Here is a 22,143-nt window from a genome sequence, read left to right on the forward strand (position 1 = left end):
GGCGGTGCGGCTACTCGCCGTCGTCGTCGATAATGGCGTTGCGATCGAGCAGCAGCAGGTTGCGCAGCTGGTCGGTGTCGAACTCGGTGAGCCAGCCTTCGCCTGCGCTGACTACCTGCTCGGAGAGGGCTTTTTTGCTCTCAATCATCTCGTGGATGCGCTCCTCTAGAGTGCCGGTGGTGACAAATTTGTGCACCTGCACGTTGCGGGTTTGGCCAATGCGAAAGGCGCGGTCGGTGGCCTGGTTTTCGATCGCCGGGTTCCACCAGCGATCGTAATGGAACACGTGGTTGGCGCGGGTGAGGTTGAGGCCTACTCCCCCGGCCTTGAGGGAGAGAATAAACAGACGCGGCGCAGCGGGGTCATTTTGAAACCGCTCGACCATGGCCTCTCGCTGGTTTTTGGTGGAGCTGCCGTAGAGAAACAGCGCTTCTTGGCCCAGATAGGACTGGAGGTGTCGCTGGAGTAGTTTGCCCCACTCGGCAAACTGGGTGAAGATGAGGGCGCGATCGCCCTCAGCAATCACTTCCTCCAGCATTTCATCGAGCCGCTGAAGCTTGCCCGATCGCCCCTTCAGCCCCAGGCTCGACTCCTGCAAAAACTGGGCCGGGTGGTTACAGATCTGCTTCAGTCGGGTTAAGAGAGCAAGAATTTGCCCCTTGCGCTGCACCCCGGTGGTGTCATCCAGGGTTTTTAGGGCCGCATCGACGGTCTGCTGGTAGAGGTTGGCCTGCTCGGCCGACAAACCGCAGTACACGCTCATTTCCTGCTTTTCGGGCAGGTCTTGAATGATGCTGCGATCGGTCTTGAGGCGGCGTAAAATAAACGGCTGCACCAGACCCTTTAGCGCCTTGAGGGAAGCCACATCGCCATAGCGCTCGATGGGGGTAGCAAAGCGCCGCTGAAAGAAATTTTTCGGCCCTAGGTAGCCGGGGTTGAGAAAGTCCATGATCGACCACAGCTCGCCCAGGCGGTTTTCCACTGGCGTGCCGGTGAGGGCAACGCGGAACTGGGCCTCGATCTGGCGGGCCGCTTTAGACTGCTTGGCGTCGGAGTTTTTAATGTTTTGAGCTTCGTCAAGGACTAGGCAGGGCCAACTCACCGACTGGAGAGGTTTGAGATCTCGGTAAATTAGCGCATAGCTAGTGATTACCAGGTGCTTGCCCTGCACGGCTTTGGCAAAGCTGGCCCCCTTGGGGCGGCGATCGCCGTGGTGCATCAGGGTTTTGAGCTGGGGAGCAAACCGTTTGACCTCCTTTTCCCAGTTGCCCAGCACCGAGGTGGGGCACACCAACAGCACCGGGGTCTCAAGCCAGCCGTTGTCTTGCAGGTAGAGCAAAAAGGCAATTAGCTGAATGGTCTTGCCCAGACCCATGTCGTCGGCCAGGCAGGCCCCTAGGCCCCACTGTTCTAAAAATGCCAGCCACGATACCCCGCGCGCCTGGTACGGCCGTAGGGTGCCTTTAAAGCCGCTGGGGGCCTCCATTTCTTCGAGGGTTTGGTTGCCGGTGGTGAGGGTTTCAATCAGGGTTTGCAGTGCCCCGGTGGCCTCAAAGCTGACCACCGGAAGCCGATCGATCAGCTGAGTGTCGCCGGTGCTAATTCGCAGGGCATCTTCCACCGAGAGGGGCGTGGCGGTCTTTTGCCCCGCCAAAAACTGCCGAGCCGCTTTCACATCTTGGGGCTTCAGCTCAACCCAGCGTCCGTTGATTTCGACCAGCGGTGAGCCCTGGTTAATCAACTGCTCAAACTCGGCGGTGGAGAGGGTTTCCCCTGCGATCGATAGCTCCCAGCGAAAGTTGAGCAGGCTTTTGAGGCCGAGCCGCTGCCGCTGGTTTTGGGGCGGCACCTCCGCCTGCACCTTGAGGCCCAAGCGTCCGGCTCCGTCTTCGGTAGTTTGGGCTAGACCAGGGGGAAGTTGTACCTCGACGCCGTTGTCTTGCAGTTGCCAGGCCGATGCCTTAATAAACTGGTAGGCCTGGATCGGATCGAGATCGCAGTGGGCCGGATGCTGCTGACGCAGACTCTCGCGAATTGGGTCGTACAGCCGAGCGGCGCGACCCAAGGCTCCGAGCAGGGTCTCTTGAGGTGACTTGAGGGTCGCCCCCTGGTGGTGCAGCTCGTCTACGGGATGCTGCCAGATCTGATCTGCTCCCATCTGCCAGTCGGGATTAGCGGCTGACTGAAGCTGGTACAGAAGTTGCCAGGGCTGTTCGAGTTCGGCGGGTGGCTGTAACACTAGCCGCAGGCGAAACTGGGTGGCAGGGTCTTCTGCCAGGGTCTGCAGCGGCGTGGTCCAGGTAGTGAGAGCCTCTTGCAGACGGGCGCTGGCGGCGGCGCTGGCCTCTAGGGTTCCCCCTGGCTGGCTTAGAGCCTGGAGCCAGGGCTGAATCGGCAGCTCTTTGCTGAGATTGCCCAGGCCGTTGAAGGACTGGGCCTGGGCCGCCTGTCGCACTTGGTGGTCGACTACAGCGGCTAAAAAAGTGAGTAGCAGCGGCTGAGGGTCGAGTAGGGGCACCCCACAGCCCAAGGGGGCTTCACCTTTGGCAACGGTTGGCAGATGGGTGCGGCAGATCACGGGCATAGCCCGCGAAAAATTGCGCAGGCGCTCTTGGTCGGGCGCGCTGTCGAGTAGGGGATGCCAGCCTGCTGCCAGGGTTTGGCTAGTGAGTTCTAAGCCCGGCAGAAACTTGCCCCGAGCTAGGAGGTTGAGGCCCCAGCGAGCAATGTGACCCCAGTAGCGCAGGTCGGCCCCGATCTCGCCGGGACCAGTGAGAGTTTGCTGCCCCAGAGGTAGGGCAAGCAGCATAGGCAAAAAGTCGGCTATGCCTAGGTGCCAGCCCTGAATTTGCCAGGGGTGAAGCACTGTGTTGGCCTGGACCGAATCGTCGGTCTGAGCATCGACTCGGGCTGAATGGACTGGTATAAGAGCTGATGGCGTAATCTGGGCGGGCAGCGGCAGGGCCAATTCTCCCCAGACCGGGCCGATGGCGCGCGTCGCTGCTTTTGGCCCACGCGACGCCCCTCGTCGACCGCTGCTCTCCGGTGCTTTTTTAGCACCTTTGCCAGTGCCTGCCGCTTGGGTCAACGCCGGTGGAAATAGCTCTCCGGTCGCAGAACGGCCCACCAGCTGCTTTTGCATGGCGGTGAGCACTTGGGCCAGGTCGGTTTGGGCAAGGGAATAGGGATGGGGGTGCAGGCCGTCCCAGGGGGCGAGCCCCTCTGGCGGCAAGGGCTGCCAGGCCTCGGCCCAGAGAAAGAACTGCTGCGCCTGAGGAACCCAACTGACGTGTAGTATTGCCATTAGCCCTGTATCTACGACTCGCTCAAAAGTTTGGCATGGGTTGGGAGCAGGTAGATAGGGCCAGTTGCCCCCCAGTTGCGGGTAAAACGCCAGTGAGTACCCCGGCGGGTAAGCCCATCCCTAAAGCCCCGTCCTCGGTTACACCGGGTGTGCAGAAAACCTGCTTAATTTGCCTATCTTACTCTCTTCGGCTGGCCCTGACGGGGCATCCTCGATAACCTTTAGGCATATTCCATAGTGACTGGGGTGTGGTCGCTGGGTTTTTCCCAGCGACGAGGTTCGAGGTCAATGGTGCAGCTGAGGGCGCGATCGCTCAACCCTGCCGACAGATAATGGTGGTCAATGCGCCAGCCCATGTTTCGCTGAAACGCGGCGGTTCGGTAGTCCCACCAGCTAAAGTGCCCCCCCTCATCGTTGAATAGGCGAAAGCCATCCTTAAGCCCTACCGCTATCACCTCCTTGAGTGCCTCTCGTTCGGTGGGCGAGGACATAATGTGTTTCTCTTTGCCTTCAGGGTTATAGATATCTTTGTCCTCGAGGGCGATATTGAAATCACCGCAGACATTCAGGTTGGGATATTCGGCGAGCAGGGCAGCTAAATAGTCTTTTAGGCAGGCTAGCCAACGCAGCTTGTACGCGTACTTTTCGCTGCCAATAGAACTGCCGTTGGGCACGTAGAGGTTCACTATATAGATGTCGTCCCATAGCCCGGCGACCACCCGCTTTTGGTCATCTAAGTCGCCAACGCGGTCTTCCCCCAGCACTGGGGCGAAGCCGTATTGCACCTTCTCTAGGGGCTGACGACTGAGCAAGGCTACTCCGTTATAAGACTTTTGGCCGTGGATATAGGCGGTATAGCCCAGCTCTGAAAAGGCTGCGGTGGGAAACGTCTCGTTAACCACCTTGGTTTCTTGCAGGCACAGCACATCCACTGGATTGGTTTGCAGCCACTGGGTCGCATGGTCGAGGCGCGATCGAATGGAGTTGACGTTCCAGGTGGCAACTTTCATAGCGGGGGTTAAGCTAAACGGGTAGGGTCACAACGTTCTAGCTTAAGGGGTTGACCGCCCAAAAAGATCGCGCCCAAAGGATCGCAACCGTGTCACCAGAACCCCCCTCAAATTCACAACCAGAGGGCAAAGCTCTGGTCAAGGAAGTGTGTCGTCGCATTCGGCTGGCTCGCAGCTACTGGGATGCCCACAACAATGCCGCTTGCCGGGGCGAGCGAGAAAAGGCGCTAGCCCTCTACAACACTCTCGCCAAGGAGCAAAAAGACCAGATTCCCCAGACCCTGCGGGTGTGGCTGCGCTACCGCAGCGAGAAATATTTTGGCGCGCATCAGACGCAGCCGGGGAATAAGAGGCGATCTGCCAAGGGCCGAAGTAAGAAGTAGACAGGGGTTTTGGTAGAATACTGACAAGTTTAGGGGAATTAGCTCAGTTGGTAGAGCGCTGCGATCGCACCGCAGAGGTCAGGAGTTCGAATCTCCTATTCTCCATTCTCTCAAACGCTGTACGTTCGCACGCTAAATGTCGCGGTTCGCAGATTAGTGTCGTTTTTCGCAGATTAGTGTCGCTTTTGCTTAAATAAGAGATTTACACAGGTGAATATGCTGTTCGCAAGTTAGATGTCGTAAACACTCAATTCTGAGTTTCCTCCGCTGGTGCAATCGCAGCGCTCCTTTCAACCCTCCCAAAGGCTCTTGAATGCAGGATCCACCTAACCGAAAAACTTCTCTCATCCACCCATAGCTGGGGAACTGATGCAATGGTCAGCACCGCCCGGCTGCGGTAAGGCTTTCAACCCACCCATAGCTGGGAGGGCTGATGCAACTGCGGGGCGTGCCCTGAGCGTTGAACCCGTCAAGGATCATCTTTCAACCCACCCATAGCTGGGAGGGCTGATGCAACAGGGAGTGCGCCGAGCCTACGAGGGCAGGCAATACTTTCAACCCACCCATAGCTGGGAGGGCTGATGCAACTCCGCAGCGCGTAATCCTTGCAGGGAAAAGGTTCTAGGCCTTGGTTTGGCAAACCTACTCCCTATGACTTTACTCTGAGTGCTTAGAGATTCCCGAAGAACAACCAAGAATCTCGAAAATAGCTTTCAGGCAAGCGTTTCAGGATTTTGGCAAACCCCCTAGGGATTTAACCCTTGCTTGGGTTTGCCAAAGAATATTGGGGGAGGGTTCCTCCTTGCTCGGAGGCGATTCGGTAGCCACCTATCCAGTCTCGCTCTACAACACAAAGGCTGTAAAGGTCCCTGTACCCTCACAATGTGAAGGCTTGACTTCCTTTGCCGGGTGCGCACCTACGCTATATTACAAAGAGAGAACTCAAGTAAAAATAGCGAACCACCTTTTGTCAGCTTGCTGAACTCAGGCGGCGACTTCAGAGCTTGTTCAAAGAACAAATTCATTGGAAGCAGACAGCTACCAGGGCCGGAAAGAAAAGCTGTCGTACAACAGCCAAACTGACCCTCATTTTTCACAGTTCAGCGGCTCAAAAGCATGAACTGCGGCGCTAGAGACTAATTATATTCTCTTTTCAAGGTACAAGGGTTTAACAACCTATTTTGACGCAGACTGGCGACGATAATAAGCTGAAAAGGCTATATCACGAGCTGTAGCCTGGGGACTATCCGAAACCAGCCCTGGTACAATCTCTACTGGAATACCGAGTTTGGCAGCCCGGTTTTTTATCGACTCCGCGAGCTGGTTGTAGCTCCAGTGGTGCAGGCGTAGGCTTGCAGTTCGGGCATAACGTTTTTGAGCGGCGACGGAACCAACAATTTTGCTGGCCGCTTTCGCTCGCAGTTGAGCCTCAAGCTTATCCCTTAGCCCCTTGGTGTCTGGTAGCACAATGCTTGATACTCGAAATTGGAGGGCGATATCAACGACCCGCTTTGCCAGAACTTGATTAAGGTAGGTTCCTAGGTCGTCCTCCTTGTAAGGGGCATAGTTACCCTTTTTAAGGGCTTTGTGGCGCTCATAGTCATGGTGTTGCTGCTGGGCTTTTTGCCGCCGGAGAAGATGAGACTGATCAGTTTTGGGATCAGACGTTGACAGAAGCTGGCGTGAAGAGTGGTATTTGACAACCTCTTGAGACTGCACATCGACTACCGCTACGGTGACAGGATGCTTGAGGTCGAAACTAACCCCCAGAATCATTTGAGGTTGGCCTTCGTAAGGGGGGCGACTGGGCAAAGGAATAGGATGCTGGTCAGGGCACTGGAGACGGGCAAGGTTCCCCTGTCGTCTAGTAGCCTGCGTAGGCGTGGCATGGCGAGTCTGCTCAGATGCTTGAGCGCTAGTGAGTTTCTTCTGCCGTTTCTCTTCAACGCCCTCTTGAGTTAAAAGCTGGGTATTAATCTGACAGTGCAGGTAAAGGTAATGATCGTTCCAAGGTTCTCCTGTAGCTCTACGCCCAGATTGCTGTACGGGCTTCCATAAGATGCTGGCAGTACGCAGCAAGAACAGGCTGCCGGAAATAGGGCCTTTGCCCCGGTCGTAAATAACCCAGTCCTGTACAAAGCGTTGGAAATAGTGATGCTGCCTAGCATCGCACTGTACTTTAAACACATGCCTACTCGATCCATTGAACTTGACGCAGATCTGCTGTTTGGGTTTCTGAGACTTTCCCCTAGGCACCTCCTCCACAAACCAAGTTAGGTCAAGATTGCTGCTATATAAAATAGGGTAAGGCAGGGGATTGGGTTCTCTCAGGAGTTGAGACTTCCATTGGGCAAACTCTTCTGTGCTGGTAGGTATTTGATGAGTTAGCAGTTCTAGGGCATTCAAAAAGTTCTCATTTGTTAGATCGCGCCCTTTGGGTAGACGGCTTAGGAGTTCTTCTTCCATACGCCTGACTGCAATCTGTTTGGCCAGCAGCATACGCTGATAGCGTTCGGGCTGCTCTGCTCGCTCTGGCACTGTACAGCCATTTTTGAGTAGAAGTGCAATAGCGCAGCGATTTAGGGGTTCGGGTAATTCGTCATACAGATGAAAAAGTCGGTTGACTAGTAGCCGCCGAGATACGACGTTGTCGCTTTGCTCCCGCTGTTGTCCACTACCTCGTCTAACTGGTTGTGGAGTAGGCTGTTCAGCCTGAATTTGATTTGTTGCTGTCTGTAAAATGGCCTTAGCCCTTTCTTGAAACGATTCCCAAGAGACACCACACAGCTCCAACATTTCGGTGTCACTTTGGAGAATGCTTAGCCAGCGTCTCATTCCGTCTAACCGGCGCTGGCGGGAAGCTTGTAAGGCAAACCATGCATCGTAGGTATTAGCCACTATAGTGCTGGCTGAGCTATAGAAACGGCCTGGCTGACCGATAAATCGTTCATCTTCTTTGAGGGATGCACAGAGATTACAAATTGCCCTACCAGGAATCTTGCCAGCTTGTCTCCAATTCTCGAAGTCGGGCTGGAGAGGGATAACCTGCATTAATTCTGAAACCAATGGTGTGTTGGAACAAGCCATCAAATTCCAAAAATGTTGCCGAGTGGCCTCTGAAGCCGTCAACCGACCCTGGATTGTAATAATACCCATGAAGCCTTATCGCAAAGAAGGGTTGCCTCAATAGCGCTTTGTAGTTGAGCAGATGCTTTTCTCTTTGAAACTCAGAAAGCTCAACTCTTCGCTGAAATTTGGAGAATAGATATTTCGAGGCAAAATACTCTTGGATGTCGTCAAGAACCTTGCATATAGACAATTAATCGACCACGGCAAAACCGAAGATGTTGATTTTTTATATAACTCCAAAAGTCTATGTAGAGAATTGGGGTCAGCCATTACTCTTGCTATTCAGGTACGTTGGGTGGCAAAATCTGGTTAGCTTCCCATCGTTGTAAGCGAGTCTGATCCTTTCGCCTTGGATGAATTTGCCAGTTATAGTGGTTGACAATGTATTTGACAATCTCCTTTTTAAACTCTTCAACAGTAAAGCAGGCGTATTTTTGAGCATCTTTAGAGGGTTTCTGAACATTTGAACATTCATATCCAGGAATATGAGATAAAAATTCCTTGTTAAACTTGTCGAATATCGATTCGACTAAACCTCCTTGAGATGGATACGCTCTATGAAGTATCTGGAAGTCAAGTTCAGTGGCAATCCGTCTTAAGTGTAGAGAATCGAAATCTTTGGCTTGATCTATTATTAAGTATTTTGGGATACCTCTGCAATTCCAATTGTGCTTCAAATTGTAATCTGGTCCGTACTGCTTAGGCAAAATTGCGTGGCGCAATGCTAGAGCAAATTCATGTGATTTGGGGTGGCGAAGCCCAAGATGGAAGCCAGCGATACAACTCGATGTACATTCAATAATCAGTACTAGGAAAGGATGTCCAATTTCATTGCCATCCTTATCCACCAGAAGCAAGTCCAGGCACGTGTGAGCAGCTTGGAAAACATCGTTGGTGTGCACGCAGAGTACATTTAGAGTTTTATCACCAAGTTTATCTGGAGTTGGTTGGGACGACAGATCACTCATGACAGAACCTAAATCAGCAGTTTTGCTGGATTCTACACTAGCTGAACAATTGATTCTCAACGATTTCAGGAATCATCAGGTATGCTAAAGAGAGCAGGTTCCAGGGTAAGTGGCTTAAGCCAACTGACCTTGATTATTTTGGATCAACAAGCCTGAAAAGCCTGTAAATAAAGAATATTCTCTATAGATAGGTGCACAAAATTAATAGATAGGTATACAAGATTAGAAGACTTTTTGGCTGCCCAAAAGGGCCAGTCATCGTTTCATTTTTAGCTTACTAATATATACTCTGGCCTGAGATAACTGCCGCTCTAAAATCATTAACTGTTAGGTGAAATTGGATGATGGATATTGAAGATCCTATGGCCTAAGCCTTAGATCAGAAGCTTTTTGAACGATATTGAAGGGATTCGCTATGCCAGGGGCCTAACACGGCTTGAAAACTCTCATAGATACGCGCTGATAAACAAAACTTATAGTAAGGCATGGCAATGTTCTAGCCCCTTGGACAGAAGGAAAGCGTTTCCTGTGTGTAGTCTTATGCCACAAGCCTGGAAGAGCACTCTTAGCCATCAATCAAGCAGGCCTCAAGTAGTCCATTATTTCGATCAACTGGTCTTTCGCTTTAGGCCAGTGGTCATTCGATAGATTGCTTAGGTTCACCAGAATTGAGCTGTAGTCCACGATAAACAGGAAGTCATTCTTGAAAATTGTTGCTGGGAACCAGTCTCCTTCGACTGGGTACTTCTTCTGAAGAGCTTCCAGGTCAAATGTCGCTGTCTCTACAGCAAAGGCATGCAGCCCATTGAACTGGCTCCCCATTCTCAGGGACTGAAGCTGAAACGGAATACCCTGGGCCGACACTAGGGGCTCAGGCACCTGCCGGTGATTCTCGTCTCCGTGTGCGGCAGCGGCAAGGCTTGCTATCTCCTTAGCCGCGAACTTTAGCCGGTTCTGAGCGTCCTTACTGTAAGAGCTGAAATCAACCTCAACCCCCCTGGCCTTCAGCTCTGAGTCGAGGTTCTGAGTCACCAGATCTAAGGAAGCACTGAGCAGCGCTACGTCTGTCAGCCTCTCAAATTGAGCCTTTTCCAGCATGGTCTCTTTGACCAACTCATTGAAGGTTGCATCGACAACCAAGTTGTTATGCCGCTCCTGGTTACGGAGTAGGTCAATCAGGTTGTCAAACAAGTAAGCCCCATTGGGGGAGTACAGAAATTTCATAACAAAATCTCCGTCAGGTAGGCTTGATACTCGTTAGTGCCCAGACAGGCTGTCGCCACCAAAAGCCCCCTGATAGGCCGCGTATTTAGCTCTGAGCAGGCAGAGGCATACGAAGCTAAGCGGATTACCTCTTCGTCTATGGTTCGCTGGAGGGCTTCTGGAGAGCCTGTCGAGGCTTTGGACTCCACCAGGTAGATCGCGCCGCTATCGGTCGCGTTCATTACGATGTCTGGATAGTCTTGGATGGGCCGGGCTAGCTTACGGCAGCGATACAGCTGCTGAGCCAGAAATCCAGAAACCCCTTCCCCAATGCTCGCCACGGCTGTCTTGCTTGGGGATACAGAATGATTTTCACTACGACTGTAGAAAAGAGGCGGGTAACCCGGTGCCAAAAAATGCCCGCCGCGATAGGTAAACCAGATGTTGAGTTCCTCCAAAGGGTCAAATACAACCTGTTCGGAGTACTGCCAAACACACCATCGCAACACATCCTCGTGAAGTTCTAGGGCCTCCAAGGATCTGTAGTCCACCAGACATTGACTAAGTTGTTGCTGGAACCGTAGCTGTAGTCCCCGACGACTAGCAGAGGCTTTAGCAATGGCTTGCAGTGTGGGAGATAACGAAATCTGTCGCCGTGAAATTGAGAGGCTAATCACCAGGAGCAACCCTATAGACCTAGCCTCAAGTTACTGAGGTCTACAGCATTTGAGTCCGTTTAACTATCACCGTGATAGGTCATCATCCTGAGCCACTGGTGAACATATGAATTCTTTGTACCGTCTGAACCCAGGAGGCAGTTTGTCGTAGTGCTTCCATAAGAAATGCATTTCCGCTAACCGACGCTGATATAACGGTTCTGCCTCCCTACGTCCTTCTCCTTGAGCAAACCATCGATCTACAGTCGGAAGTGAACATCCGCAAATCTGAGCCATTTGGGCATGAGTGACAGCCCATCGGCTATAAAACTCCTGAGGAGACATTCTTAGCGTGCATCTCGAGTAGAACTTCAGTAGAGCGCGCTCTTGCTCTCCAAGGCTCCGTGGATGCCTCATGACTCGGCTGCCTTCAGGAGACGAACACGCCGATTAGAGAGCCGTATCAACCGAGTATCGATTAAATCAGCCTGCCAAACGACAGCATACTGTTCCTGGCTCTGAAGGGATTTAGTCCCCGATAGCACAGCGATATAACACCAATCCCCTGGCCCACCCTCGCTTCTAGGGATATAACCCCAGTGGATGACCCGTCCCCACTGTCTACCCTTTCTAGCCTGTGCCCGAGTCATATACCAGCACAGCTGATCACCCACATCAAATTTCCTCTGATCGCAAGTAGGTGTCTTTCCACTTTGCGGCAGGTAGTCAGTAGGATTCCTGAAGGCAATAATTGCGGCTTCATAATCACGAAATACAGTCATAGGTTGGATTTGAGTAATTTTCTAGGGTTCATCGTCATAACTCAGGTAACTGGCATGGGCTCAGGGGGACAGTCAGGGAAGACAGTTCCTCTTTTCCACACAGGCAGGGACGCTCCACGGCCCAAGAATGTCGTCCTGCCATAGCAGCGCATACCGCATTCGTTCTAGTGAAGGACTGGCTTCATCCAGCTCAACCAGGTAGTTCCAACGCCATTGCCCAGAATGCTTCACCGGACGAATGCCGTATCCCCTGACACCACCGTGGTCAATGACTTCTCTTCCATCAGAGGCCCGCGCTTTCCAGCAAACCTGGTCATCTTGATCAAACTGCTGCTGGGGCCATTCCTGGGGATACGTGTCGCGCCAGGACTCTGGAAATGGCTCCAGCAGCGCATCCAGTGCATCCTGATGGGCTAAAAATCCTCGCATAGGCAACACTGCAAAATCGAATGTACTCCATAGAATACATTATGTACCTGGTTAGGTGTAGACTTATGAGATACAACTCATGAATATTGAGTTGTGGAAAACAGCAGTCGAGCCGATATTAAAGTCCTTTTCGGCAAAGCCGTTCGTCGTCGCCGAAGAGAGTTGGATATTTCTCAAGAAGAGCTGGCCGAAAGAGCCGGTACGAATCGAACTTACGTTTCGAGCGTCGAGCGGGGTAAGCGCAATCCGACCCTTGAATCGATTGACCACTTTGCCAGAGCCTTGAACATCACGGTCTCAAGGCTGTTTGTTGATTATGGAATTGAGGATGCGGATTAAACCGGGCGCATCCAGCCGATGGGAGAGGGCATGAGTACTAATTCTGAAACAGCGATTCTTCGTTCCTGAACGGCGGCATCCTCGCTACCAAAGCCCTACTTCAGGTGGCCTGTAAAAGCTAATCTTCGGGCGTTGCTGATTCGGGGTATGAAGCAAGGGCTAGACGCATTGAGGACTCATTTAGAATTCCACAAATTCATCCTGCTATTCAGCACCGCCGTTTTGACATGCCAAAACCAACTCTGGGGAGATATTTGACGCTGGAGGAGTTCTGTACCTGTACGCAGACCTACAAGCGGCATGCAGACCAGATTGACCCGTTTCCCAAAAATCTGGCTGACACATTGCCTGCTTTGGATGCAATGTGTCAGCACATCATTGATCCTGTGATTGATGAGTTTGGACGTGATCACTTTCAACTCACTTATGGCTTTTGCTCGGTGGATCTGAAGCGGTGGCTGGCAAAGAAAGATCCAGTAACAGGGAAGAAGCACGGCATCGCTAGCCCAAGTCTGGATCAGCACATGGCCCACGAGGTGAACCGGAACGGGCGGTATTTTTGCGTTCGCCTCGGGGCTGCCTGTGATTTTCGTATCCTTGACCTGCCCAGCGATGCCTTGGTGGATTGGATTGTGGCTCAGGGACTGCCGTTTGATTCGCTCTACTTTTATGGAAACAATCGCCCCATCCATATTAGCTACGGCCCCGAACACAAGCGCGATATTTGGGCATTTACAGCAAAGGGAACGCCCACTCCTATGAGGGATCGGGATACCTGAGTAGACTCAATCTTTGCGTCGCACCACCCGATGCCCTCGCAACTCGGCTCCATGGTCCAGCAAACACCGCTCCCAGCCCCGGCGATCAAAAATTGTTTTTACATCGTCGAGTAGTCCCCACTTTTGCTCTTGCTGGCTGAGCTTGGCAAACTTGGCATAGCCCGGATAGTCGGGTGCGACCACCTGTTCTTTTTGGTGCAGTAGCGGCGGGTTATCGGGGTCATAGTCGCGGTAGCGGACATGGAGATCGCGCAGGGAGATCGCCATACTAGTCTTAAGCGCCGGGTGCGGCTCTTTATCGAACCCAGGGAAGACCAAATAGGTGATCTGAGGTTTCTGGACGTGGAACTTCACCACCGTCGCCTCCTCAGGTCGCCCAATGGTGCGGGAAGCACAGCCCTCGTAGAGGCGCAGTAGCGGGTCGAGCTGGTCTAGGGCGGAGACATTCACCCAGAGGGAGTTAGGGCGCTGCTGACCAATGGGGCTCTGACGACAGCGTTCTTCAATCAGATCTGTGCGGCCCAGGCTCATCAGCATCAGGTCGGCAGCGGTGCAGGCCTGTTGGTAGCTGCCGAAGAGGGCTTTGATATCTTGCTGAAGCTCGGGAGAGAGGTCCTTAAATTTGGGGCGCTTGCCGAAGTGGCTGAGGGCTAGGTAGACCAGCAGGTCTTTGCGGCGCTTGTCTGAGATCGCATCCCATTCCCCCACATCGGTCGCTTGTAGAACGACCGTAAAGGCTCGTTTGATGCTGCCAAAGGTCTCTTGCAGACATGTCAGCTCCTGCGCTCCTAGTTCTTCCACCGAAGGCAGCCGCCCGCGATCGGTGTAGAAATCCATCAGGGGTTGCAGCCGCTCACGGTATTCCTCAAACTTACTGACCTTGAGGCGAATGCGGGGGGCTGTGGCGCGGGAGCGGAACCGGGAAGCGCGGAAGCCTTCCGCCTGAGCCTCGTCGCGAAAGACAAAGTAGATGCCTAGAGCGATGGGGATGGCGTCTACGCCGAGCACCTGGTCGATGTAGGCTTTGAGTTCTTCTTGCTCGTAGTATTTCTGGAAGGTGTTGCGGCTGGTGATGATGCCGTCGCCGTAGGCGATGACGCCTCGGGTGCGGTCGTCGATCAGCACCTGGGCGGCGACAATCAGCACCTTCTGGGCTAAACCCCAGGCTTTAATCAGGGCTTCTCGTCGCTCGGCGGTGTCTTCAATAACGTTGATGATATAGCCCAGGTTGACCACATCGGCTGGGGTGTGGGGAATATCGGGCTTAAAGTGAGGATCCCAGCCGGAGCTAGCGAGGCCCAGGCGGTGGATGTATTCGATGTCGGCCCCGTGGCCGCAGCCGTAGTCAAAGTAGGTGGTGTCGGGTGGGAAGAGTCCGGCTTCGACGGCGAGGCGAACGGGTTTTGATGCGGTGACGCGGGAGATCGCCGCCTTATGCCGCTGAATCTTGGGCTTGGGCTGGGTTTGCTTAGCCTCTGAGGTCATGGGACAGGCTAAGGCGTGGCCATGAATTACGAGCTTGCGCTCTTGCAGACGTTGGTCCCAGGCATGGCGAAAGCCGATGCCACGCGGATCATCTAGCAGCCCTAGAGCTTCTTCCTGCTTGGTCAGCCAGGTGAAGGTGGCGTAGAGCGGGTGGTCGGGAGCAACAAAGGTTTCTTTGCGGTGGAGGACGGGGGGATTGTCGGTGGTGCTGTAGTCGCGGTCTGTAGCTTGAAGAGATTCTAGATTGACCTGAATACTGCTTTGAAGGGCGGGGTGAGCCTCGGTGTCAAAGTCTGGGTAAAACAGGTAGGCAATTTGCGGCTTGTCGATACTGAACTTGACCAGGGTGGCTTTTTCAGCCAGAGCAGCAATGGTTCTTGCCCTCTTCTCAGTAGCTTTTAGGGTGGGGTCAAGTTGCTCCAGAGCAGAAGCATGGACATAGAGGGCATCGGGCAGCCGCTTACCGATGGGGCTGCGCTGGCACAGCTCCGAGAAGGTTGGCAGTTCTGTCGATACCTTGGCCATGGATTCGGGCAACTCCACCGATGTCGCGCTGATGGCTCTTATCCTATCGAACCTAGAGATTTTCAAGACTTCGCAGGCAATACCCCAGTATGTAGCGTCTGTGTACGGATATCACCACTACCTGTAGAGTTGGATTAGGATTCGTTAGAAAGCTGTGTCTAAATTGGGCACTTCAGCTAAAACCTATTCAGGAAAAGCTGGAGAAAATGGCTTAGCCTAGCCATAATTAGGCAATACATTTGATCTATTTAACATGGGAAAAGCAGCAGTCAAAGAAAAGCCTAAGGCTACGGCGGTCTTCGCTCGCCATGAGACCTTTCATCCTCGCTTTGGCTGGCTGAAAAAGGGCTATGACCTGGCATTAGCGGATCCCAATATCTTCTTGAGAGAAGATTCCCCGGTACTGCTGGGGGTAGGGAAAAACATGGTTCGCTCGATTCGCTACTGGTGCAGCGCGTTTAAGGTGCTGACGGAGAATGAGAGTAAAATCGTGCCCACTCCGCTGGGCCAACAACTGCTGAGTGACGAGGGCTGGGATCCATTTTTAGAGAATCCGGCTAGCCTCTGGCTGCTCCATTGGAATTTGCTTAAGGCCCCCTGCACCGCTACGGCCTGGGCCTATGCCTTTGGGGAGTTTTCGGCGGTGGAGTTTACCCCGGAGCACCTGGTGGATGACCTGCGGGAGCATGCCAACGGCTTTAGCTCCAAGATTGCCGACTCCTCCCTACGAAAAGATGTGAGCTGCATTCTACGCATGTATGCCGACCAGGAGAGCAAAAAGGGGCCGACTGAAGATTCTATCGATTGCCCTTTCACGGCCCTGAGATTGCTCTACAGCGTAGGGGATGGGCGACGCTATGAGTTTCAGGTTGGCCCCAAGGAAACGCTGCCCGCCGAGCTGGTGGTGGCGGCCTGTCTTGAATTTGCCGGGATTGCTGAAAATGAAAGCTCGGCCATGGGTGTTTCTCGCTTGGCTCATTTAGAAGGCAGTCCGGGAAGGGCGTTTAAGCTCTCGGAGGCAGCCATAGCCGAAGCCATTGAGCAAGTCGCCCGGCGACGCAATGACCCAAAGGATCTGTTTATTTCAGACAGCGCTGGATTGCTACAGCTTCAGTACGAAGGCGATCCGCTGGAGATGTCTGGGGCTATTCTGGACGAGTATTTTGCCGCCTAGTTGCGATTGGCTGCGGGTTGCTGTGTAGTTGCGGGTTGATAGGTTAGTGAGTTCTCAACGTCTAGTCGATTTTCTGGCTGTTAACCGCCGCTATGCCCGCTCCATCAACCTAGAGCGAGACTTTGACGTCCCTGACGCGGTGGAGGGCTACATTCTCACCGATCGCGCGGTCGATGCCCTGCGGCGAATTTTGGCGTCGATGTTTGGGCGCAAGCGCACCACGGCCTGGACGCTGACGGGGGTCTATGGCACGGGTAAATCGGCCTTTGCCCACTTTTTGACCAGCCTGTTTGGGCCGGTGGAGAGTCCATTTCGGCAGCTCGCTTTGGATATTGCCAGGAATAGTCTTCAGATTGATAGCCCAGAATATGAGGTTCTTCAAAAGAAATTCCCCGAGCAGGGTCTGTTTCGAGCGGTAGCTACCGCCCAGCGAGAGCCTCTGCGTCATACATTAGTTCGTGCTTTATACAAGGCTGCGGATGACTTTTGGGCGAAAAGGCGGGCACCAGAAGTTGTTAGGCAGCTTAATGAGTGGGAACGTGAACTGGCGTTTGGCAAGACTTCATTTAGCGATCGTGACATTCTCAACGTCATCAAACAGCTGGCTGAGGCCGTCGATACCGACATCATTCTGGTCATTGATGAGCTGGGCAAATCCCTAGAACACGCCACCCAGAACCAGGGCACTGCTGATCTCTATCTGCTTCAGCAGCTGGCGGAGCTGTCACGTAAAAAGGGCACCCGGCTCTATATCTTTGGTCTGCTGCACCAATCCTTTGCTGACTATGGCCAGCGGCTCGCAGCGGTGGAAAAGAACGAGTGGGCCAAAATTCAGGGACGGTTTGAGGATATCCCCTTCACCGAGTCGTCTCAGCAGATGCTGCGGCTGATGGGGCAAGCCATCAATCGATCCCAGGCAGAGACGCTAACTTTCCCGGTACGACAGCTCACCAAAGATTGGTGCGCTGTCCTCAGCGAGAAAGCCAACCTCACCGAACTTTCCCCCAAGCTGCTTGAGGCGACTTACCCGCTCCATCCCCTAGCGGCCATGGTGTTGCCGGAGCTGTGCATTCGCTACGCCCAGAATGATCGCTCTCTGTTTACCTTCCTCACCAGTGCCGAACCCCATGCATTCCAGAGCTTTTTAGAGGCGGCGGAGATTGAAGAAATCCCCATCTCAGGCATCGATGGGCCGGGGGTGAAGGCTCTGCCAACCCTAAAGCTGCACCACCTCTACGACTACTTTGTAGAATCCCTGGGGGCGGGTATGGGTTCTCGACCAGGACTACAGCGATGGCTAGAGATCCAGACCCTGGTGGCCGATGCACAGCACCGGGGGGCAGACACCGTGGCCCTGCTGAAAACCATTGGCCTGCTCAACCTGGTGACCAGTACCGGCCTGTTTCGCGCCACCCGCCCCCTGGTGAAATTGGCCCTGGTCGATCAGCCTGACCCCGCCGTGCTGGAGTATTGGGAAGAACAGATTAATGTGGTCACCCACCAGCAGGGCCTGGTTACCTATCGGCGGGCGGTGGATGAGCTGCGCCTGTGGGAGGGGTCTGACTTTGACGTGGAAGGGGCAATCGCCCAATACATTGCCAAAGACACCCTACCCCTGGCTGACCTGCTCACTGAGACCTACCCGCTCAAGCCCATGGTGGCCCAGCGTCATAGCTACCGCACCGGCACCCTGCGCTACTTTGAGCGCCACTACTTAGCCACCAGCAGCGATTTAGAAACTCTAGCCTGCACCCAAGCTGGCTGTGATGGCGTTGTGGCCTACTGGCTGAGCGAAACGGCCCCTAGCTCGGTGCCTGCCCAAACCGTAGATGGCAAGCCCCTGGTGGTAATTGCGGCGGCTAACCTGCCGCTGCTGGCTATTCGTGCCCAAGAATATCGCGCCCTCTGCCAAATCTACAGCCGAGAAAGCGCCCTGCAAAGCGACAAAGTAGCCCTGCGAGAAGTGCGCCATCGTCGCCTACAACTCAAGCAATTGTTAGACGACACCCTTACCCAAGCCTTTAATTTTGGCACCCACCACAACGCCTGCTGGGTCGAGGGCAAGCCCCACGAAATCGGCAGCGTCACGGATTTTAATGCCCTGCTGTCGGTGGTGTGTGATCGCACTTACCCCCAAACCCCCATCCTCTGGAATGAGCTGATCAACCGCCGCACCCTTACCTCCCAGGGGGCCAAAGCCCGCCGACTGCTGCTCGAAGCCATGCTAGAACAACCCGAGGTCGAACGCCTGGGGCTGGAGGGCTATGGCCCAGAGGTGGCCATGTACTATTCCGTGCTCCAGCAGACCGGCATTCACCGCCAAGAGCAAGGCGAATGGAGCTTTTATCGGCCGTCGTCCTCACTCTCTTCTCCCTCTGGGAGAGGGGCTGGGAGTGAGGGGCTAGGGGTAAGGGCCACCCTCGGCCAGTCAAACCTTGGCCCGATCTGGGCAGCTATGGCTGAGTTTTGCCTGGGCGCAACTGACACGCCCCAGTCTCTCGGCAATCTGTACCAGAGGCTCAACGCGCCGCCCTACGGCATGAAATCGGGCACGATTCCGGTGCTGCTGGCGGCGGTGTTGCTCCACTACAGCGACGAGGTCAGCGTCTACAAAGAAGGCACCTTTATCCCGGTGCTGGGGCCAGAGCATTTTGAGCTACTGGTCAAAGACCCGGCCCGGTTCTCGGTCAAGCACATCGAAGTCACCGGGGTGCGCAGCCAGGTGTTTCGTGAGCTAGAGGCCATCCTGCGGGGGGGAATTACCAAGCCCCGTGGCGCTGCCGGTGCCCGTAACCTGACGGTGCTGTCGGTGGTGAAGCCACTGATTCAGTTTGTGCGCAAGCTGCCGAACTACACCCTCAAAACTCGCCGCATCAGTGAGCGATCACGCGCCGTTCTGCAAACCTTGCTCTATACCCAAGAGCCCGACGAGCTGTTGTTTAAAGCGCTGCCTGAGGCCTGTGGGTTGGCCCCCATCGTGATCTCCGAGGCCGATGATGGCACCACCGCCCGCATCTACCGAGAGCACCTGGTGGAAGCCCTGCGCGAGATCAATGGCGCTTACGATGCCCTGCTGACCGAGTGCCAAGACCTGCTCTACAGCGCCTTTGGAGTCCACAGCGATCACACCCAGCTGCGCCGAGACCTTCAGTTTCGCGCTAGCCGGATACTGGGCAACTGTGTGGAGGCCAGCCTCGACAGGTTCGCCAGGGCAGCGGCAGATGAAGCGGTGGGTGAGCGCCAGTGGTTAGAAGCGATCGTTATGGTGATTGCCGATAAACCGGCAGAATCTTGGAAAGATGAAGATGTGACCCGTTTTGAACTCAACCTCAGCGACCTCTCCCGCCGATTTAAGAACCTAGAGGCGTTGCAGGCTTCGGTGAAAGCCACCAGTAAGGGCGGGTTTGAAGCCCGGCGGATCACGGTGACTCGCTCCGATGGCACCGAGGTCAACAAAATGGTCTGGGCCAATGACGAGCACCAGGCTAAGGTAGACCCCTCTATCGACGACATTTTCTCGCAGTTCCCTGACCAGCAACTGCGAGAAGCGTTACTAACCCGGTTAACCGAACGCATGTTTGATGAGTCAAAATCACATCAGGAGGCTTCTACGCAAAAGCCTTCTGAAGTCGATGGCAGCCGCCGTAGGACAAGACCGAGAAGTTCCAGGGGATAGACATGCAGCAACTCAAGCGCCCCGTAGAGCAGACTGACCCACCCCGGTCGGCCCGAGAAACGCTGCCCACTATGTATGACCTACCGAGCGATGACCCAGAGCCGGGCTTGCCTGACGAATATCACTACCTATGGCCCCATTTACTGAGCGCCACGCTGCAACTCACCACTTACGCCGCAGACGAGCTGTTTAGCGTCGGCGATATGAACCTTTACTACGATGTAGATCATCCCCTGTTGCACAAGCGGCCCGATTGGTTTGCGGTGGTAGGGGTGCCCCGTCTCTACGAGGGGAGAGATATGCGGCTGAGCTATGTGGTGTGGCAAGAGCGGGTGAATCCCTTTGTGGTGGTAGAGCTACTCTCTCCTGGCACCGAAAAGGAAGATTTAGGCCAAACAGAACGGGCTCCGGGAACACCACCGACGAAGTGGGAGGTTTATGAGCAGATTCTGCGCGTTCCCTACTACATTCTCTTTGACCGATACACCAACAATTTAAGGGCGTTCCATTTGGTTGGCGGGCATTACCAACCGCTCGACTTAGCTAATCAGCGCATCCGAATTCCTGAGTGGCAAATTAGCCTTGGGGTTTGGCAAGGGGTCTATGAAGGTATTGAGCGGCTGTGGCTGCGTTGGTTTGATGCCGAGGAACGGTTAATTCTTTCTGCCGAAGAGCGAGCTGAGCAAGCTGAGGAACGGGCTGAGCAGGCTGAAGGACAAGCTAGCCAGGCTGAGGAGCGGGCAAACCGTTTCGCCGAACGTCTGCGGGAATCAGGGATCGACCCTAATGAGGTGTGATAGGAGAGCGTTGGAATGAGTCTTGTCGAGTCATGATTGGGCTATGCAGTAGCTCAGCACAATTCAGAACATCCTATCTACAGCAGCACTATTTAGGCGAAAGGAGTACTTAATAGCCGTATCACGCGCTAGGGTTCAATATTCTATTGGGCAAAGCTCAAGCCCCCGCGCTCTATGGCAAAGCAAAGGGAACACTAACTCCAACGCCATCGGTTGCCCTGTTGGAAAGCGCAGGCTGGTCTTCTATAGACCATAAGCATCAATCCCAATCGGTGATGGCCTATGAGGTTGACCTCTACAGAGAAGTCTCTGAAATAAAAATTCATCAAGGAGCGATAAAGCCAATCTCATTTTTGCTGCCACCGCTACAATGGCAAGCAGTCTAGTTGCCAAACACTTAAAGACATTGACTGCACGGACGCTTTTTCTGCCAACTAGCAGAAGCTAACTCGTACCAGCAAAAGCTAACTCACAACAGATAAATGACTAAACACGTTCGCCATATCATGGGCCTCTCCGGTGGCAAAGACAGCACAGCGCTAGCAGTGCTGCTGCACAAAGAGATTCCAGAAATGGAGTATTTTTTCTGTGATACTGGAAAAGAACTTCAAGAAACCTATGATTATTTGGATAAAGTCAAAGCCCGCTTAGGAATTAAAATCAAGTATCTTAGCCCTGAAAAAGGTTTTGACCATTGGCTAGAAGTTTACGACGGATATCTTCCATCACCTAGAAGTCGTTGGTGTACTAAGCAGCTAAAGATCATCCCTTTAGAGAAATTCATAGGTGATGATGAAGCCTTTAGCTACATTGGTATTAGGGCTGATGAGAATAGGGATGGCTATATTTCAACAAAGCCAACACTTAGACCAGTCTACCCTTTCAAAGAACGAGGCATGGTCAAAGCCGACATCATTCGGTTGCTAGAGGAGCATGGCCTAGGACTACCTGACTACTATCAGTGGAGAAGTCGCTCTGGCTGTTTTTTCTGCTTCTTTCAGCGTAAATATGAATGGATTATGCTTCATGAGAAGCATCCTGACCTTTTTGCTGAAGCTGTTCGATACGAGCAAGAACATAAAGATGGCAGAAAATATACTTGGACTGATGGGGAAACCTTGCTAGAGCTATTAGAGCGAAAACAAGAAATCCTTGAAAGTCACGAGAGGTCAATTCAAAGAGAAACTAGAAAGGCTCCTAATAAACCTCTGTCAGAAGTGTTGTCAGGAGTGCTTGATGAGGAAGATGATACGCTTCCTTGCCTAATGTGCCATCTATGATCTTTTAGGGAGACCTAGGAGAAGACTCGCGAAATATTTCACGAACCATGGTTAACGCTTTACAGCAATCTTCTAATTCTTATGATGAAAATTTTTATAGAAATGTACTTCGTGAGAGGTTCAATACCATTAGTCAAGCTATTAAAACAGAATTAGAAAACTTGTTGAAAGAGAGTTAATTATGCCTCTCCTGTTCACCCCCTTGGGTCTAAACGTGAAAGTTT

At 53.4% G+C, this 22,143-nt stretch carries 15 protein-coding genes and 1 tRNA gene; 8 read left to right on the forward strand and 8 right to left on the reverse strand.

Annotated features, from left to right (window positions below; genetic code table 11):
* Window positions 1-10 precede the first annotated feature (10 nt).
* Both H6F57_RS03850 and xth read right to left on the reverse strand, forming a co-directional pair.
* Window positions 11-3,304: a DEAD/DEAH box helicase gene (locus H6F57_RS03850; RefSeq protein WP_190625093.1), complete on the reverse strand. Its 3,294-nt coding sequence runs from the start codon at window positions 3,302-3,304 to the stop codon at window positions 11-13.
* A gap of 221 nt (window positions 3,305-3,525) precedes the next feature.
* Window positions 3,526-4,314 (reverse strand): exodeoxyribonuclease III, encoded by a 789-nt coding sequence (xth, locus tag H6F57_RS03855; protein WP_190625094.1) that lies wholly within the window; start codon window positions 4,312-4,314, stop codon window positions 3,526-3,528.
* 89 nt (window positions 4,315-4,403) lie between these two features.
* Between xth and H6F57_RS03860 the strand changes: the two genes are divergently transcribed.
* Window positions 4,404-4,697: a Precorrin-3B methylase gene (locus tag H6F57_RS03860; protein ID WP_190625095.1), complete on the forward strand. Its 294-nt coding sequence runs from the start codon at window positions 4,404-4,406 to the stop codon at window positions 4,695-4,697.
* 32 nt (window positions 4,698-4,729) lie between these two features.
* Window positions 4,730-4,802: transfer RNA gene (locus tag H6F57_RS03865), tRNA-Ala, on the forward strand.
* 1,071 nt (window positions 4,803-5,873) lie between these two features.
* On the opposite strand, the gene cas12k is transcribed toward H6F57_RS03865, so the two are convergent.
* The 5 genes from cas12k to H6F57_RS03890 form a co-directional block, all read right to left on the reverse strand.
* Complete coding sequence (cas12k, locus tag H6F57_RS03870; protein WP_190625096.1) at window positions 5,874-7,853, reverse strand: type V CRISPR-associated protein Cas12k; 1,980 nt, start codon at window positions 7,851-7,853, stop codon at window positions 5,874-5,876.
* A 251-nt stretch (window positions 7,854-8,104) separates the two neighbouring features.
* On the reverse strand, window positions 8,105-8,794 hold the full coding sequence (locus H6F57_RS03875; protein WP_190625097.1) for a hypothetical protein: 690 nt from the start codon (window positions 8,792-8,794) through the stop codon (window positions 8,105-8,107).
* 576 nt (window positions 8,795-9,370) lie between these two features.
* Complete coding sequence (locus H6F57_RS03880; RefSeq protein WP_190625098.1) at window positions 9,371-10,018, reverse strand: hypothetical protein; 648 nt, start codon at window positions 10,016-10,018, stop codon at window positions 9,371-9,373.
* Window positions 10,015-10,548: a hypothetical protein gene (locus H6F57_RS03885; protein WP_190625099.1), complete on the reverse strand. Its 534-nt coding sequence runs from the start codon at window positions 10,546-10,548 to the stop codon at window positions 10,015-10,017. The genes H6F57_RS03880 and H6F57_RS03885 overlap by 4 nt, the downstream gene beginning before the upstream one ends.
* Before the next feature lie 959 nt (window positions 10,549-11,507).
* Window positions 11,508-11,864 (reverse strand): hypothetical protein, encoded by a 357-nt coding sequence (locus H6F57_RS03890; RefSeq protein WP_190625100.1) that lies wholly within the window; start codon window positions 11,862-11,864, stop codon window positions 11,508-11,510.
* Between the two features lie 93 nt (window positions 11,865-11,957).
* Here H6F57_RS03890 and H6F57_RS03895 point away from each other — a divergent pair, with 93 nt between their 5' ends.
* The gene (locus H6F57_RS03895) at window positions 11,958-12,203 is read left to right on the forward strand and encodes a helix-turn-helix domain-containing protein (RefSeq protein ID WP_190625101.1); all 246 of its coding nucleotides are present in this window, start codon (window positions 11,958-11,960) and stop codon (window positions 12,201-12,203) included.
* A gap of 227 nt (window positions 12,204-12,430) precedes the next feature.
* The gene (locus H6F57_RS03900; RefSeq protein WP_190625102.1) at window positions 12,431-12,982 is read left to right on the forward strand and encodes a hypothetical protein; all 552 of its coding nucleotides are present in this window, start codon (window positions 12,431-12,433) and stop codon (window positions 12,980-12,982) included.
* Between the two features lie 6 nt (window positions 12,983-12,988).
* Here the strand turns inward: H6F57_RS03900 and H6F57_RS03905 are convergent, their stop codons facing one another.
* A complete protein-coding gene (locus H6F57_RS03905) occupies window positions 12,989-14,992 on the reverse strand; it encodes a DNA phosphorothioation-associated putative methyltransferase (RefSeq protein WP_190625103.1) in 2,004 nt (667 codons plus the stop codon).
* 253 nt (window positions 14,993-15,245) lie between these two features.
* On the opposite strand from H6F57_RS03905, the gene H6F57_RS03910 reads away from it, so the two are divergent.
* The 4 genes from H6F57_RS03910 to H6F57_RS03930 all read left to right on the forward strand — a co-directional run bounded on the left by H6F57_RS03910 (window position 15,246) and on the right by H6F57_RS03930 (window position 21,919).
* A complete protein-coding gene (locus H6F57_RS03910; protein ID WP_190625104.1) occupies window positions 15,246-16,166 on the forward strand; it encodes a DUF4007 family protein in 921 nt (306 codons plus the stop codon).
* Between the two features lie 46 nt (window positions 16,167-16,212).
* On the forward strand, window positions 16,213-19,842 hold the full coding sequence (locus H6F57_RS03915) for a hypothetical protein (protein ID WP_190625105.1): 3,630 nt from the start codon (window positions 16,213-16,215) through the stop codon (window positions 19,840-19,842).
* Between the two features lie 2 nt (window positions 19,843-19,844).
* The gene (locus H6F57_RS03920; protein WP_190625106.1) at window positions 19,845-20,639 is read left to right on the forward strand and encodes a Uma2 family endonuclease; all 795 of its coding nucleotides are present in this window, start codon (window positions 19,845-19,847) and stop codon (window positions 20,637-20,639) included.
* Window positions 20,640-21,121: 482 nt separating this feature from the next.
* The gene (locus H6F57_RS03930) at window positions 21,122-21,919 is read left to right on the forward strand and encodes a phosphoadenosine phosphosulfate reductase family protein (protein WP_190625108.1); all 798 of its coding nucleotides are present in this window, start codon (window positions 21,122-21,124) and stop codon (window positions 21,917-21,919) included.
* Window positions 21,920-22,143 lie beyond the last annotated feature (224 nt).

Source organism: Leptolyngbya sp. FACHB-60 (genome assembly GCF_014695775.1).
Lineage (GTDB): Bacteria > Cyanobacteriota > Cyanobacteriia > Phormidesmidales > Phormidesmidaceae > Nodosilinea.

Coding starts and splice junctions, on each gene's coding strand:
- H6F57_RS03920 (WP_190625106.1), top strand. CDS start 19,845: ATGCAGCAACTCAAGCGCCCCGTAGAGCAGACTGACCCACCCCGGTCG.
- H6F57_RS03875 (WP_190625097.1), bottom strand. CDS start 8,794: ATGAGTGATCTGTCGTCCCAACCAACTCCAGATAAACTTGGTGATAAA.
- cas12k (WP_190625096.1), bottom strand. CDS start 7,853: ATGGGTATTATTACAATCCAGGGTCGGTTGACGGCTTCAGAGGCCACT.
- H6F57_RS03930 (WP_190625108.1), top strand. CDS start 21,122: ATGACTAAACACGTTCGCCATATCATGGGCCTCTCCGGTGGCAAAGAC.
- H6F57_RS03910 (WP_190625104.1), top strand. CDS start 15,246: ATGGGAAAAGCAGCAGTCAAAGAAAAGCCTAAGGCTACGGCGGTCTTC.
- xth (WP_190625094.1), bottom strand. CDS start 4,314: ATGAAAGTTGCCACCTGGAACGTCAACTCCATTCGATCGCGCCTCGAC.
- H6F57_RS03900 (WP_190625102.1), top strand. CDS start 12,431: ATGCCAAAACCAACTCTGGGGAGATATTTGACGCTGGAGGAGTTCTGT.
- H6F57_RS03850 (WP_190625093.1), bottom strand. CDS start 3,304: ATGGCAATACTACACGTCAGTTGGGTTCCTCAGGCGCAGCAGTTCTTT.
- H6F57_RS03880 (WP_190625098.1), bottom strand. CDS start 10,018: ATGAAATTTCTGTACTCCCCCAATGGGGCTTACTTGTTTGACAACCTG.
- H6F57_RS03905 (WP_190625103.1), bottom strand. CDS start 14,992: ATGGCCAAGGTATCGACAGAACTGCCAACCTTCTCGGAGCTGTGCCAG.
- H6F57_RS03890 (WP_190625100.1), bottom strand. CDS start 11,864: ATGCGAGGATTTTTAGCCCATCAGGATGCACTGGATGCGCTGCTGGAG.